At 46.0% G+C, this 14,568-nt stretch carries 16 protein-coding genes and 2 pseudogenes; 9 read left to right on the top strand and 9 right to left on the bottom strand.

Translation table 11 applies throughout. The features are described from left to right. Positions 1-224: 224 nt before the first annotated feature. The 4 genes and pseudogenes from ACI7RC_RS14365 to ACI7RC_RS14350 all read right to left on the bottom strand — a co-directional run. Positions 225-1,169: a zf-HC2 domain-containing protein gene (locus ACI7RC_RS14365; RefSeq protein WP_408108910.1), complete on the bottom strand. Its 945-nt coding sequence runs from the start codon at positions 1,167-1,169 to the stop codon at positions 225-227. Then, positions 1,166-1,660, bottom strand: coding sequence for an RNA polymerase sigma factor (locus ACI7RC_RS14360; RefSeq protein ID WP_408108909.1), 495 nt, complete (start codon positions 1,658-1,660; stop codon positions 1,166-1,168). Before ACI7RC_RS14360 ends, ACI7RC_RS14365 begins: the two co-directional genes overlap by 4 nt. A 133-nt stretch (positions 1,661-1,793) precedes the next feature. Next, positions 1,794-1,973: a hypothetical protein gene (locus ACI7RC_RS14355; protein WP_408108908.1), complete on the bottom strand. Its 180-nt coding sequence runs from the start codon at positions 1,971-1,973 to the stop codon at positions 1,794-1,796. Between the two features lie 232 nt (positions 1,974-2,205). Continuing rightward, positions 2,206-2,463 (bottom strand): annotated as a pseudogene (locus ACI7RC_RS14350) (helix-turn-helix domain-containing protein); the annotation flags it as partial. A gap of 298 nt (positions 2,464-2,761) precedes the next feature. On the opposite strand from ACI7RC_RS14350, the gene ACI7RC_RS14345 reads away from it, so the two are divergent. Then, positions 2,762-3,244, top strand: coding sequence for a DUF4367 domain-containing protein (locus tag ACI7RC_RS14345; protein WP_408108907.1), 483 nt, complete (start codon positions 2,762-2,764; stop codon positions 3,242-3,244). A 170-nt stretch (positions 3,245-3,414) separates the two neighbouring features. Here the strand turns inward: ACI7RC_RS14345 and ACI7RC_RS14340 are convergent, their stop codons facing one another. The 4 genes and pseudogenes from ACI7RC_RS14340 to ACI7RC_RS14325 form a co-directional block, all read right to left on the bottom strand. After that, positions 3,415-3,978, bottom strand: coding sequence for a hypothetical protein (locus ACI7RC_RS14340; protein ID WP_408108906.1), 564 nt, complete (start codon positions 3,976-3,978; stop codon positions 3,415-3,417). Between the two features lie 288 nt (positions 3,979-4,266). Beyond that, a pseudogene (locus tag ACI7RC_RS14335) lies at positions 4,267-4,427 on the bottom strand (SRPBCC family protein); the annotation flags it as partial. Positions 4,428-4,429: 2 nt separating this feature from the next. Further along, on the bottom strand, positions 4,430-4,966 hold the full coding sequence (locus ACI7RC_RS14330; RefSeq protein ID WP_408108905.1) for a hypothetical protein: 537 nt from the start codon (positions 4,964-4,966) through the stop codon (positions 4,430-4,432). Positions 4,967-5,012: 46 nt separating this feature from the next. Beyond that, a complete protein-coding gene (locus ACI7RC_RS14325) occupies positions 5,013-6,215 on the bottom strand; it encodes a hypothetical protein (protein WP_408108904.1) in 1,203 nt (400 codons plus the stop codon). A gap of 205 nt (positions 6,216-6,420) precedes the next feature. On the opposite strand from ACI7RC_RS14325, the gene ACI7RC_RS14320 reads away from it, so the two are divergent. The 8 genes from ACI7RC_RS14320 to ACI7RC_RS14285 all read left to right on the top strand — a co-directional run bounded on the left by ACI7RC_RS14320 (position 6,421) and on the right by ACI7RC_RS14285 (position 13,089). After that, positions 6,421-7,212, top strand: a complete 792-nt coding sequence (locus ACI7RC_RS14320) for a GNAT family N-acetyltransferase (protein WP_408108903.1) — start codon at positions 6,421-6,423, stop codon at positions 7,210-7,212. A gap of 109 nt (positions 7,213-7,321) precedes the next feature. After that, entirely contained in the window at positions 7,322-7,462 is a 141-nt protein-coding gene (locus ACI7RC_RS14315) for a hypothetical protein (protein ID WP_408108902.1), read from the top strand. Positions 7,463-7,772: 310 nt separating this feature from the next. Beyond that, positions 7,773-8,501 (top strand): amino acid ABC transporter ATP-binding protein, encoded by a 729-nt coding sequence (locus tag ACI7RC_RS14310; protein WP_408108901.1) that lies wholly within the window; start codon positions 7,773-7,775, stop codon positions 8,499-8,501. A 102-nt stretch (positions 8,502-8,603) separates the two neighbouring features. Then, on the top strand, positions 8,604-9,413 hold the full coding sequence (locus ACI7RC_RS14305; RefSeq protein WP_408108998.1) for a transporter substrate-binding domain-containing protein: 810 nt from the start codon (positions 8,604-8,606) through the stop codon (positions 9,411-9,413). Between the two features lie 88 nt (positions 9,414-9,501). After that, the gene (locus ACI7RC_RS14300; RefSeq protein WP_408108900.1) at positions 9,502-10,155 is read left to right on the top strand and encodes an amino acid ABC transporter permease; all 654 of its coding nucleotides are present in this window, start codon (positions 9,502-9,504) and stop codon (positions 10,153-10,155) included. A 16-nt stretch (positions 10,156-10,171) separates the two neighbouring features. Continuing rightward, positions 10,172-10,822: an amino acid ABC transporter permease gene (locus tag ACI7RC_RS14295; RefSeq protein WP_408108899.1), complete on the top strand. Its 651-nt coding sequence runs from the start codon at positions 10,172-10,174 to the stop codon at positions 10,820-10,822. A gap of 69 nt (positions 10,823-10,891) precedes the next feature. Next, positions 10,892-12,163 (top strand): sensor histidine kinase, encoded by a 1,272-nt coding sequence (locus tag ACI7RC_RS14290; protein WP_408108898.1) that lies wholly within the window; start codon positions 10,892-10,894, stop codon positions 12,161-12,163. Next, positions 12,160-13,089, top strand: coding sequence for a response regulator (locus ACI7RC_RS14285; RefSeq protein ID WP_408108897.1), 930 nt, complete (start codon positions 12,160-12,162; stop codon positions 13,087-13,089). The genes ACI7RC_RS14290 and ACI7RC_RS14285 overlap by 4 nt, the downstream gene beginning before the upstream one ends. Here ACI7RC_RS14285 and ACI7RC_RS14280 read toward each other — a convergent pair. Further along, positions 13,079-14,500, bottom strand: coding sequence for a sensor histidine kinase (locus tag ACI7RC_RS14280; RefSeq protein WP_408108896.1), 1,422 nt, complete (start codon positions 14,498-14,500; stop codon positions 13,079-13,081). The two genes, ACI7RC_RS14285 and ACI7RC_RS14280, sit on opposite strands and share 11 nt — an antisense overlap. Between the last annotated feature and the right edge of the window lie 68 nt (positions 14,501-14,568).

Here is a 14,568-nt window from a genome sequence, read left to right as displayed (position 1 = left end):
CAGTAGTTATGTGTAAATTAAGACTATCGCGGTAGTCACATTTTGTCAATGACTATTCTGATAGTCAAACAATTTTATTTTTAGTACTTTTTCATTTGGTATGTAAAGAATTGTTGAATCTTTTGCATGATCACTTTCGATATGATGAAGCTCTACTGGCTGATTCCCTAAATCATTCGTCAACTTAACCTGATATGTTTCAGCCAATAACGTAATGTAAAAATCTATTTGGCACTTAAAAAATACCTTGCAAATACAACCCCTAAAATAAGCACAATGGCAATAAGTACGTATAGCATAAACTGTTCCATTGTTGCTACACTGGCACTCCATCCTTTATCGCCGCTCTCAGGCATTCGATAACTTTCTGTGATATCTGTACCTTTTGAATCTAAAAGAACCAGGCCAGAGTGATTTAAGCTAAGTTGCCCAGCTTCCCCCATTTGTTCTCGTAACGTATTCTGCAGGTCCGACTCACTGTACAAGTCCAGGAACTGGTTATTTCTTATATCAAACGTTAACAACCTTCGGGTATCACGGTATCCGTCTTCAAGGAAACGAAGTCCATAAGCAGCGATATTCTCACAATGATAACCACCCACCGCATAACAAGTCCCCTTCTTGGTGTCAAATCGATAGGATTTCAAGACTGCCGAATAATTGCTCGGACTGTATTTAACATTTACTAATCTATATTTCTGATTCACTCCTTTTAATAGCCGAGCGAAGCCATAAACATTCGGATTGGCGTTATCTTTGAAAAATGCAATTAATACTCCGTCTATTTCTTTTGTTTCCAGAACATATGCGTCTGTCGAATGATCGCCGGCAGAAGTATATTCCGTTATCGCAGTCGATAAAACTCCCTTGTCACTCGTAAACGTATATTCTTTAGAATAAAGCCAAAAAGAACAGAGCAGCGCAAAAAATAGGCAGAAAACACCTGCTATGATCCTCGTTTTCTTTATCTTTTTCAAAAATTTCAATTCAACCTTTGGAAACGTTTTTTCCTTGCCGATTTCAGCAGTCATAACTTTCCACACGTCATGACATTGTTCGCAGGAGTTCATGTGTTCTTCAAGAAAATGATTGGTTTCTTCACTTGCAAGTTTTTCTATGTAGTTCGGAATCAAATCTTGGACAATACTGCAAGGCAAATTTTGTTTCATTTTAATTCCTCCCTTAATAATTTTTGTTTTCCTCTGTAAAAGGTTACGCGCGCCCATGTCTCATTTCGGCTTAATATGTCGCCAATCTCTCTAAAACTTAGTCCCCCTGTTATCCTAAGCAGCATAACCTCTTTTGTCTGTTCGTCGAGGCCCTGAATTTTACGATACAATTCGGTTTTCTCCTCTTTCATTAATATTTCGTCTATGGCCTTTTCTGTTATGGAGAGGGAGAGTGTAAACTCGCTCTCATCTAAAGGAAAATTATCTAATTTATTTCTCTTTTTCCAATATTTAAACCATAAATGTTTGGCGATTTGGCAGAGCCAAACGGATATTTTACATTGTCCGCGAAAGTTTTTTACTGTTTTCAATGCCTGGTAAAAGGTTTCTTGTGTCAGTTCTTCAGACAAATTAGCATCACGAGTTAGGCAAAATAAGTATTTATACACTGTTTGAAAGTACTCTGTATAAATTTGCTCCATATCCTTCATCCTTTCACCTCCTGCTAATAAGTCCCTTAAAGCCAGGTTTCGTTACAAATAGATTGCGGGAAAAACAAACTCATTTAATTGTACATACAACTTATTGAGATAACAAACGAAAAAGAAGGGCGATCTGCCCCTCTCACGCTTCTGTTTTGATTTTTGCCATATGCAGCTCATGCAATTCCTCAAGATTTTGCAGAGAAAGTTCCTGCTTACTCGCCTCAATCTCTTCAATCATTGCCAGAATCGCTTTCGTCAGTGTCATGTCCAGCGCTGCCGACTCGCCAGCGGCAATAACCGGCCCCAAATGCTCGGGCACTTCCGTCTTCCTTTTTCGAACGGCCAGATCTCTCCATAGTCCCGTCTTTGTTTTCGTATACGGTGCAGCCTTCCTTTGCGTCAGATGTAGTAGATAGAATCAGTGAATGTTCCACCGCCTGAAGAGGCGGGGGCTTCTTGTTTCGACGATCGTTGCCTTTCTGAAGGAAAGGTCTTACATGATCTCCACAAGCGTTCGATGCGTTACGCATCCCGTTCGGGGCAAACCCTCCCTACGGTGTTCGGTCCACTTTTGACGATGCGGTATGATTGTTTGTGCAAAAAATCTTTGCGCTGCCGCGCGACTTTTTGGTGGATTCTCGCAACCTTCCGTATGCGGGGAATTCCTTCTTGAAGGCGGGCAATTCATTCTGCTGCATGGCATAGGTGACGGTTTTGCCCTCTTGGTTATAGGCGGTATCCCGTTGATCCTTGGCCCGATTGTACAGCTTCCGGCACAAGTCCAACGTTCGAATCATGAGCTGTTCCTGTTCGGGAGCCGGTTAGAGTCGAAACTGAAACGTGATCTACACGAAGGACCACCACCTTAATAGGAACGTACATTCCCATTATACCACAAAAACCTCCGTTAGTCGTCTCTTCTCTTAGAAAATGAGACAGCATTTTTTTGACGATGGACGCCTCAGGCAATAGACAAGTGCATGTAGGCTTCGCCTAACCAAGATTCATCCCCTACCTGCAGAGGATGGGGACTTCTCTCGGAAACATGTTAAAACAATATCACTTGGACATATCACAGTCTCACAAACGGAGCCGGACCCGGAAAGAATGCCTATTCCTGATCAAGTGAAACAATTGCCCGATGGGGGCACACTCGCTGTTGCGAAAGTTGGTGCCCCATTGCCTGATGTAAACACACTTGTGGTAAAAGATGCTGAGAAGCTGGATCAGTACACCTCCTTTCATGTATTGCTTCCAAGCTACCATCCCGAGGGATACATTTTTGACCGTGCTGAATTCTATCAGGATGAACAGGGAGGTGTGAGCAACTCCAAGTACATCAACATTTACTATAAAAATCAAGTAACGGGTGAGGAGATCTTTATGCAGCAGCGCCAGGCAGATGAAGAGACCGCTTTTGGAGCAGCCACTTCCAACAAGATCGAGGCGATCAAAATGAATGGCGTCGAAGCTGTACTCACCGGGGAGCATACCATCGACTGGGAAGCGAATGGCGTGTTGTACAGCATGTCAGCCAAAGGGCTTCAACCGGAAGAAATCATCAAGGTCGCTGAGTCAGTTCTTGAGTAGAGAAGCAGGCAATCGAACGTAACGAAATCTTGCAATGGAAAAAGCATGTTCCCGCTCAGAAACAACACAATGAGCAGGAGCATGCTTTTTGCAAATCCCAAAATCGGCAAGGGCGCTTCATTTCTTTGCATAAATGATGCTAACCATCGTATGATCCGAAAATTTAGCGATCAATACGGAAGTATCCCAGTTTTTCGTATATATACCTTGAATACCTGCACATCGTTGTCTTTCTCTTCCGCTGCAATGTCTAATCCGTTATCCTTCAGGATTTGACGATAAAGTTCAGCGGTTTTTTCCACGGAGTCGGATACCTGGAAGTTTACTTGGTAATATGGATCTCCCGGAGTTTTTCCATCGCCGATCTTCATGGCGGTTGTATTCTTCGCATGATCCAAAATGGGAATGTCATCAGGTACGGCGTCAGGCGGCTGCGCACCTTGCTCCATCGACTCCTTTGTGATTACTATCTGCTTTGACATGTCGACATAGTTCATAGGCGTTTCGCCTTTAGGTTCTTCGCTTTTCTGCTCTGTTTGTTCATTCTGCACTGTTTGCTCCTTCTGCTCCGGCTTCTCCGCTGCGGCCGGCTTAGTCTGGCTTTCCGACGTGTCTGCCGCCTTCTCTGTGCCGCTTCCGCTGCAGCCAATGACAACTGCCGGAATCAAGACAAAAGAAAGCAAGCCGATGAGCAGATAGACGATTCTCATCCGTTTCGATATACCGCTTTTCATCACAATAACCTCCGATGCCAGGTTTCAATTGAAGCTCTTTCGCAGGCCGTTGCTTTACGCCTTCTACGGTTGAATTACACAGCAAAAAACCCCTGCTTCAGAGTCACTTTAAAGCATGGGGCGTTTCAAAAGCGTTACTTACTCATGATTTTGGCGGAATCCTTCTCTTGTAATAATTTGCGGCGCAGCACCATTGGCAAGACTCCACCGTGACGGTAATACTCAATGCGAAATAAATAGCGAGTTGTTACCGGGGGGCATCAATCCAAGGCTGGCCTCTTCCTTATAAGACATACTTGCCAGATGCTCCTCAAGACGATCCATGGTCTGCTCGGCACCTGGGACGGCATATGTTTTCACCTTATCGAATCCAGGGCATTTTCTTCAAAAACTGTGCTATAAGCGAGTTTGGTCTTACCATCCGGATCCTCAAAGATTGCTGTCGCAAGTTTCAATCCTTCTGAGGTTCAAACTCGTACCGGTAAATCTCGAAACTGGAAGACAAATGAAACGAATCGACTTTCTTCACTTCTCCGGGTTCGAGGTGCAGGCCGTCAAATACACTTTCATCAAGCTCTTTTCCTTGTTTATCATAGATCCTCACGACCAATCGGCCGTCGAAGCGGTAAGAATCGTTGTAATTCCCGGCGTAGATGTAGATTTTGTAGATATCCTTGCTTTTGAAAGAGCCGGCGGCAACCGCCAAACGGTCGATTTCGCTGACGGATCCTCCGATCCTTTGCATTTTCTCTTCATAATGGTGAACGATTTGCTGGCGCATCCAAGTATCGATCGATTTTTCCTGGTAGGTAATCGTCGCGATCGGAATCGTCGTGACCACGTATAGGAATACCATCGCTCCCATTCCGCTGCGAAGTACGACGCGCCGCTCGTATCCTCCCGCGATGAGCGAAATCCAAGCGATCGCCATCATGACAGCGGTAATCAAGTGCCACTTGGAAAAAAACATTTCCGAATAGAATGTCATAGGCTCCTCCTATCGTTGTAGACTCCATCAATGGAACTTGTTGTCGTCAAACACCGCGTCTATCCCTTCGTTTCCGGCGCAGCCAGTACAAGATACCGAACAGCGGCCAGACGGCACCCGCCATCAAGATCACGGCAGCCATCGCGGAGGTGTAGTATTCTTCACCGGGTGCGGGACCGGCGCTGCTCTCCAGCATAAAACCGCCGATCAGCGCCCAACCGAAAAACGAAATGAAGAGGAAGCGCAAAGGAACCCAGAACGTCAAATGTTTCACCAAATACTGGTAGACTACTGCGGCGACAAACAGCACGGCAAGACATATTCCGGTCGAGTCCGGGGAAATAATGCCCTTATCGGCCAGCTTGATGGAAACAAAGAGGAAAGCGAACAGCAGCGTGAATATGATCAGAGTTGACCGCTGCGGTTTCAATCGCATCAGGGCTTGTAAAGCGTTCCTGCCGGCAGTTCCGCTGTGCCGCGGATCCACTTGGGCTTGGGCTGCGTCGTGGAACTCATCGGGATTCTTCGCCCGTTCCCGGCGCTCTATTTCATTGAGGATCGAATCCAATTTTGGCTGCAAATAACGATCGAAGGGAAACGGCATCGAGCTTACTTCTTCGTCCAACATGCCAAGCTGTTCCTCTTCCGGCAATTCGGACAGCAGCCGATTCGTCGCCCAGAGAGGGGTGCCGTGGTTTTGCAGTTCTTTCAGCCAAATTTCGGTTTCGCCATTTTCGTAGAAAGGTACGGCAAGCACCCGCTTCTTGTTCATTCCATCCCGGTATTGGATATATATGATTGGTAAAATACGAAAAACAGGTTGTGCCTCTCTCAACTTGCTTTTCCGATAGGCATAATCATACTGCGAAATATACTTCGAAACGTAGACACGGTCAATCTGCCCGAATCTGATGGCATCCTCACGAACCGTATTCTCACTGTGGTTGTAGATTCGATACTCGATCCGATCCTCGTACAGCTTATACCGGTTAAGCAGGCGATTTTTGCGTATCGCCGACCGCAAATAACGAATCGTAAATCTTACAAGCCATGCCCCCGGCAGCAAGAGGAGGAGAAGTATGTAGGTCCATGATTGATACAGGTATACCAAATAGATAGGACCGCCGATCAGCGCTATCCCCAATAGGAAGACAAATGACATGGCTTCGAACGTTAATATCCAGTAGAAAGGCTCCATCCGCCGGTCACAACGTTCGTGGATGAAATCCTGATCGCTAGAATGAATCAATCATATTCCTCCATTCCCATTCTTTTTCTCCATCTATTATACGAGGCGGTCTATTTGAGGTTCCATAAACTCTATTACGGCAGATAATTCTAAATATTATGGGAGGATATAAAAGATTGTGAACATTGTATGAAAACTCCTATTTCATATGTATAATAATTTCCAAAGAGCGCTCTTTAATTTATTTGTAAGAAAGGTGAAAATTATGACCTTGTACCAAGAATTGGTATTGAGCAATTTTATAAGGAAAGCAACATTTCTTACATTTTTCACTCGAGGTGCCAGAGTAATAGAAAATAAACATTTCGTAGCCATTGACTCAGGTTTTCCATCCGATACTTTTAATGTGCTTGTGCCTTTATCCCCATTGCCTGCCGCTATGGAAACCACCGTCAAAGAAACCATTGATTCATTTGCCAATAAAGGGTTCCCCTTGAGTATTTGGGTAGACAGGCGTTTTTTGACGAATGATACAGTAACATGGCTTGACGACGCAGGCATGAATGAAGCAGAGCGAAACATAACCATGAAGTTAGATCATGACTACATCAAATACAATGCTCCTTTATCTGCCGGTGTGTTAGATATAAAAGAGGTGAAAGATCAAAAGGATGTCTTCTTATATGGTGAGGTTTTTCAATCGCTATTTGAAGGCACCCCCGAACAAGCAGTACTTCAACTGTTTTTTAAAAACGTGGCAGCCAATTACCAACCCTCTCAGAAGAAGATGAGATGGTTTGTTGGCTTTTTTCGTGGGCAAGCAGTGTCAACCGGATGTGTCATAGAAGCAGACAACAGTTATGGCATTTATGATGTAATGACCAGGAAAGAGTTTAGAGGGAGAGGTTTCGGAAGCGTCATGTTTGATTTCCTTCTCAGTCAGATAAAAACAGAGAAAAACGGAAAGCCTTGCGTTTTACAAGCCTCTCAAGATGGCCTCAACATATATAAGAGGGCTGGATTCGAAGAAGTCGGAGAAATGATCGTTTGGCAATAAACAGATCCACATCCTGGAAGTCTACCACAGTAAAGATAAACTGCATGTCGTCCCCAATAAAGGACCAGAAGAGATCAATCTGAAAATATACGACGAGGTGTACGAGGATATGATCCTTGCGAAATCGCGGGAGACGGTCACGTTGACTTATCTCCTGCCCAAGAAAGATTCCAATCTGGTAAAAATGTCAGGACTCCAGGTGGAAGAAACGAAAAGCAGTGGAACGGTTCCTATTTTCGTTGGCAAATAACTACATCAACATGACAGTAAAAACGCAAAAAGCCGCCTTCGAGGCGGCTTTTTTTGGCCGCTTGCAGTATCCTCGGAAGTGAGCGGAGCGCCTCCTGCGGACAGGGGATGCACTTCATCCTTCACCATGATTTTAAATTCCCCTGATACGACAGTATGTACTCCTGAATGTAATTCAGAATATTACAGCAAACGGTCAACTCATCTTTATGAAAATGTAGTGAAAAAGGTAAATAATCTGTCTTTTCCTGTAGAATCCGGTAGAACCGAGGTTATTATCGTAATTAGAAAATAAAAAAGGGGGATCTTGGTTGATTAGCTTTCATCAAGTGAATAAGCATTATGGGAACTTCCACGTCCTGAAAAACATTAACCTACACATCAACCAGGGGGAAGTCGTCGTGGTCATCGGTCCATCTGGATCCGGAAAAAGCACGTTGGTCCGGTGCATCAACCGTTTGGAAACGATTTCAAGCGGAGAGCTGGTTGTCGACAATGTCAAGGTAAACGACAAAAATACCGATATCAACAACCTCCGCCGTGACATCGGCATGGTGTTCCAACATTTTAACCTGTATCCACACAAGACGGTACTGCAAAACATTACGCTTGCTCCGATCAAGGTACTGCGCATTTCCGAGAAGGAAGCGATAGAAACAGCCACCTATTATCTGGAGAAGGTAGGAATCCCGGATAAAGCGCTGAAGTATCCGAGCCAGCTCTCAGGTGGCCAGCAGCAGCGTGTCGCAATTGCACGTGGACTCGCGATGAAACCCAAAATCATGCTGTTCGATGAGCCAACATCCGCGCTCGACCCGGAAACGATTGGCGAAGTGCTGGATGTCATGAAAAAGTTGGCACAAGAAGGCATGACAATGGTTGTTGTGACCCACGAAATGGGGTTTGCCCGCGAGGTGGCGGACCGCATCGTGTTCATGGATCAGGGGCAGATTTTGGAGGAGGCACATCCTCGCGACTTCTTCGCCAACCCGCGTGAAGAACGGGCAAAGCTATTCCTCAGCCGTATTTTGAATCACTGATTTGATGTTAGCAGTGTTAAAGACAAAAACATAGGGAAAAGGGGTATTCAAGTGAAAGCGAAAAGTATCTTTAAAAAAGTAGCAGGTTTTGGTTTGACAGCGATGCTGAGCGCATCGATTTTGGCGGGCTGTGGTACCAGCAAGACTACGGAAGGCACAAATCAGGGGAACCAATCGTCGGCTTCTACAGGTGCGTCAGGTACGCTGGCCAAAATCAAAGAGAGAGACAAGTTCGTCGTCGGCGTAAAATATGACCTGAATTTGTTCGGTTTGAAAGATCCTGCTACCGGCAACGTGGAAGGCTTAGATATCGACCTCGCCAAAGCGATTGCCAAAAAAGTACTGGGTGACGAAAACAAGATCGAACTGAAAGAAGTCACCTCCAAAACACGCATCCCGATGCTTAAAAATGGAGAGATCGACGCGATTATTGCGACAATGACCATTACCGAAGATCGCAAAAAGGAAGTAGATTTCTCTGATGTCTATTTTAACGCCGGTCAATCCCTCCTCGTGAAAAAGGATAGTCCGATCAATCAGCTGTCAGATATCAAGAAGGGCATGAAAATCGTTACTGCGAAGGGTTCCACCTCCGCTAAAAATATTCGTGAAAAAGCTCCGGAGGCAGAAATCCTTGAATTTGAAAACTACGCCGAAGCGTTTACAGCACTGAAAGCAGGACAAGGCGATGCTTTGACGACAGATAACGCACTCTTGTACGGCATGGCCAAACAAGATCCGAATTACCGTGTAACCAATGAGACCTTCACGGAAGAGCCTTATGGTATTGCTGTGGCAAAGGGTGATTCCGAATTCACTGCCGTGATTAACGATTTGCTTAAGGAAATGAAGGAAAACGGCGAATACGACAAGATTTATGAAAAATGGATTGGAGAGAAGCCGAAAAATTAACACTGTTTCATGATCAAACCAAGATGAGCGGTCTCCCTACCGCTCATCCACTCATTTCTAAACAAGAACAGGGGGATACGCAACGCAGATGCTTAATTTTTCCATCCTTTTTGACCATTGGGACCTATACCTCCAGGGTTTTGGGAATACACTGAAAGCCAGTCTTCTTTCACTCTTGGGCAGCCTTTTGCTTGGTACGCTTATCGCAATCTTCCGCATCGCACCGCTGCGTCCCTTACAATGGATTGGGACCGTTTATGTGGAATTTATCCGTAATATTCCGTTGATCCTCGTTGTCTTCTTTTTCTTTGTGGGGCTTCCCGCCATCGGAATTCGGCTTGACCCGTTTTTTGCCGGCACCATGGGGCTCACCGTTTATACCGCCTCATTTATTGCGGAAACAATACGTGCCGGCATTCTGGCCGTTCCAAAAGGACAAACCGAAGCGGCCCGGTCATCCGGTCTAACCTATGTCCAAACCATGCGTCATGTCATTTTGCCGCAAGCGATGAAGATCGTTGTGCCGCCAATGGGCAACCAATTTATCAATCTGGTGAAAAACTCCTCCGTGCTGGGTGTCATCGCGGGTCTCGACCTGATGTATTTCGGCGATCGCATTTCGTCAGATACACTTGTTACCTTTGATGTGTATATTTTTGTAGGCATTTTCTATCTGATTCTGACACTTCCGCTGAGTCTCGCTGTAGGATTTCTGGAGCGGCGCCTCGCGAGAATCCGCTAAAAAGGAGGGGGTTACCTTGGATTTTATCGGCGCATACAATCCTGCTCATCTAGCCTTTTTGCTCGATGGGTTTCTCGTTACTTTGAAAGTGGCGTTTCTGTCGATTGTGCTTAGCTTTGCAATCGGCATTATCGTCGGGACGTTGCGTTTCACGCAAATCCCCGTTGTTTCCCACATTCTTGCTGTTACAGTGGAGCTTGTCCGCAACCTGCCGCTTCTGTTGATCATTTTCTTTACCTACTTTGCATTGCCGGAAGTGGGACTAAAACTGGAGAAATTCTACGCCGCGATTCTGGCGCTTGTCATTTTTGAATCAGCCATGCTATCGGAGATTGTCCGAAGCGGATTGAATTCGGTTGAAAAAGGGCAGATTGAAGCCGCTCGTTCCTCCGGACTCAGCAATGTCCAGACGCTGTGGCACATCGTGCTGCCGCAGGCACTGAAGCGCATGGTGCCGCCGATTGTCAGCCAGTTTATTGCCCTATTAAAAGATACATCGCTGGCAGTCGTGATTTCTCTGCCGGAGTTGATGAACCATGCGCAAATCCTTAACGGCCACAACATAAACTACGTAATCCCCGTCTTCCTAATGGTTGCCGTTATGTATTTTGTGGTCAACTATGCGTTGTCCATTCTCTCAAGGCGCCTGGAAAACAGACATGTCTAATCATTCCGGTTTCGTACATCTCCATTAATCGTGATAAGAGACCTATTAATTTGTTAGAAAGGGACAGCTATGCGAGAGCGCCTGTTTTTATTACTGATCATTATGCTGGCAACCGCCTTTTTTGGTGAAATGAAAGTAATTCCGTTTGGGGGGACATTTCGGTTTTCGCTGGGTATTGCCGCTTTCTTTTTTGGATTGCTGTGGTTCCAATCGGTACCCGTGCTTCTAACCGGACTGTTAACTGGTACGTTTATTCTTGGCTTTCGGGTTGGTCTGGACGCCTTAATTGGTCACACGGTGCTCGTAAATAGTCTGCAAGCTCATCTGCCGTCTGCCTTCTACTATTTTAGCTTTTCCCTGCTCTTTTATCTCAGCCGGGCCCGACAGTATCTGGAATTCCCCCTTGTTTTGGGCCTAATTGGCGCAACGATCGATTTCGCCTCCAACATGGTTGAACTGTTTGTGCGTCAGCTTTCCGGTGATTTTCCCGACTTTACCTGGCAGAGCTGTGCGATGCTCCTCTTTTTTAGTGTCTTGCGAAGTTTTTTTGCAGTAGGACTATATAATAATTTTATGATTCGTCAGGTGCGGGTTGCCGGGGAAATACGGCAGCAGGAGCTGGAAAAGCTGCGCATGATCAATACAGAGCTGTACGGAGAGGCCTTTTACCTGCGTAAATCGATGACCCATCTTGAGGAAATCACGCGCGAAAGCTATCAATTGTATACCCGTTTGCTCTCATCTAAACATACTGAATCTTCCACAGCTCTGCACATAGCAGAACATGTGCATGAGGTGAAAAAGGACTCGCAGCGGATGCTGGCAGGTTTGTTTAAAATTATTAACCAGGAAGGCCTTGACTCGCGCCTTGCCGTTTCGGATTTGTGTGAGCTTGTTATCAAGGCCAATCAAAAATACGCAGAAATGATCGGCAAACAGATCCAGTTCGAGTTAAAATGTGATGTAAACTTGTCGACCAGTCAGATTTATAAGCTGCTGTCGGTTTTGAACAACCTGGTGGCGAATGCGGTCGAGGCGATTCCTTCCTATGGCTGGATTGAGCTTTTTGTCGAGCTTAAGCAGCAAAACATCGTGTTTCATGTACTCGACAGCGGGCCAGGGATTCCGAAAGAAGAACGGAATTGGGTGTTTGAACCAGGATACACGACCAAGTATGACCGGCAGGGCAACGCATCAACGGGGATCGGACTTACCCATTCGCGAGGAATTGTCCACAGCCTGCATGGTAGTCTGAACATCCTGAATGATCAAAAACAGATGACTCATTTTGAAGTGGCCATTCCCACTAATCAACTGTTGAGAAAGGAGGGCCAATTATGATTCGTATTTTCCTGATAGAAGACGATGCGGTGATACGCAGAATGTTGGAAAAGATCATTAATGAGAGCGGACTGGGCGAGATTGTGGGCCAAGCCAATGATGGTATCGGGGTAACGATTGACCAGCTGTACGGCGTTGACGTCATCTTGATTGATCTTTTGATGCCAGGGCTGGATGGGATTCAAACCATCAAAGGACTACAGGCGGAAGGATTTACCGGGCGCTTTATCATGGTGTCCCAGGTAGAAAACAAAGAGATGATTGGAGAAGCATACGCGCAAGGAATCGATACGTTTATCCAAAAACCGATCAACAGGTTGGAGGTGTTGTCGGTACTAAAGCGAGTGGCCGACCACCTATCTTTGGAAGCCTCCCTTTACTCGATTCGCAAATCGCTTCAGATCCTAGATATAAAGGGAAAGGAGCAATCGGGTTTTAGCTTCACGAACCCAGCATCCTATGGCATGGCGGCTTATGAACAGAGTACGCTTGAGCAAAAGATCCGTCAACTAATGCTCCAACTGGGGATCGCGGGTGAAGCAGGTGCCCCCGATTTGCTGCTGATTATCCAATGGCTCATGCAGGAGGAACGGGGCAATCAACTGCGAGAGCTTCAGCTAAAAGAGCTGTATACGCAGATTTTGCATAAGCTGCATGGAAACCTGAATGAACAATTGATCGGAAAAGAAGTCCGTGCGATGGAACAACGTATCCGCCGTATGGTCTTACAGGCGTTTACCCACTTGTCGTCACTTGGCTTGGCCGACTATGCAAATCCTACGTTTGAGCACTTTGCACCACGTTTTTTTGATTTTCAGGAAGTTCGCTTACGTATGAAGGAATTAGAGTCCGGCGAAAAGAACACCAAATGCCGCATCAGCGTACGAAAATTTTTGTCCGCCTTTTTATTTGAGGCTAAGGCATAACTGATTTATCGGAAGATTTTCCAGTAAAAGTAAGCTTCGCTGTCGTCCCTTTCCCCAGCTCAGATGCAAAACTCAGCTCTGCCTGATGATTCACCGCAATCTGCCGGCAGAGCGTCAAACCTAATCCCGCTCCGCCGCCAGAGCGGCTGCGTGAAGGATCGACCCGATAGAAAGCCTCTGTGATATGGGCGAGATGCTCCTCTGTTATTCCCTTGCCGTTATCCTGGACCAAGATCACCTTATGACCATCCTCCAGATCAGCGGCCAGCTTGATGACTCCGCCCGGACTGCATGCTTTGATCGCGTTATCGATCAAATTGACGAGCAGGATGTGCATCAGGTCGGCATCGCAAAACAGCGTCTCAAAGCGGTACTCATAGGTGATCTGCATGTTTTTTTCGGCTGCCTTCAGAGACAGGGCTTGTTCCACTCCGCGAACCAACTCTTCCATGCGAACATCGGTTAGCTCGATCCTGTTTTCACGAAGGGTTGCCAAATCCAGCAAACGGTAAGCGATCTTCTGCAGTCTGCGGCTCTCCGACATGATGTAATTGGTCGCAAACAGCTTGTCCTCTTCTGTGCGAACGACCTTCTGGATGTATTCCGCATACCCGTATATGGCCGTCAGGGGAGTTCTGAGCTCATGGGCCAGATTATCGGCAAATTGCTGCTTCTGTTCCGCGGCTGCAGCCAGCTCCTGGATCTGACGCTGGATTTCCTCAGCCATATGATTGAAGCTTTGCGCCATTTCGGAAAGCTCGTCACGGCCGGATACCGGAAGCCTGGTATTATATGCGCCGGCTGCTATCTCGCGGGAGATTTGAGAAATCTGCGAGAGTGGCTTAAATATGCGATGAAGCAATAAGAGCAGGCCGAATGCAAACAAGCTGGAAAGAATCAGTCCTGCGATAAACAGCGTGTTTTTCATTTGTTCCCATGCGGTGATGGCATCTGTTGTATCGTAAAGATAGACCATTGTGTATGAATCATAGGGTACTGGAAGCTTTCCCGAAACCATGACATAGGTATGGCCGGCTGATTTTTGCATTGAAACCAGTCGAGTTCCGTCCTTCGGCGGTTCCACAAAACGGCTCGGCATTCCGATTTCCTGCCGATTGGAATAGACGAGCTGATTGCCTTGGTAAAGCGCCAGTTTCACCTTTTTATCCCCAGACAGATAACTGTACGGCTGGAGCAGAGAGCCCAAAGAGCCCTCAATATCCGTTCCACGGCTTTCCACAGATTGAAAATCCTTGATAAGCGCAGATGTGATGAAATAATGCTCGCCCAAGCTTTTCTCTTCCGCACGATGAACCGTATCTTTAAACGTCGTGATACAAATGATGACGATGCCAAGATTGAAGGAGAACAAAAAAAGGAGAAGTGTTGTTAAAAAGGTCCGGTATTTCATTGGCATGCCTTCCTTTTCGAAAATATTCGTTCGCGATTCGGTTGAATCCGTTCAAGGAGGGAGCGATC

This window comes from Brevibacillus sp. B_LB10_24 (assembly GCF_046036945.1).
In the GTDB taxonomy this organism is placed as follows: domain Bacteria; phylum Bacillota; class Bacilli; order Brevibacillales; family Brevibacillaceae; genus Brevibacillus_C.
Note: the sequence above shows the minus strand (reverse complement) of the source record. Positions and strands in the feature narration are given on the sequence as shown.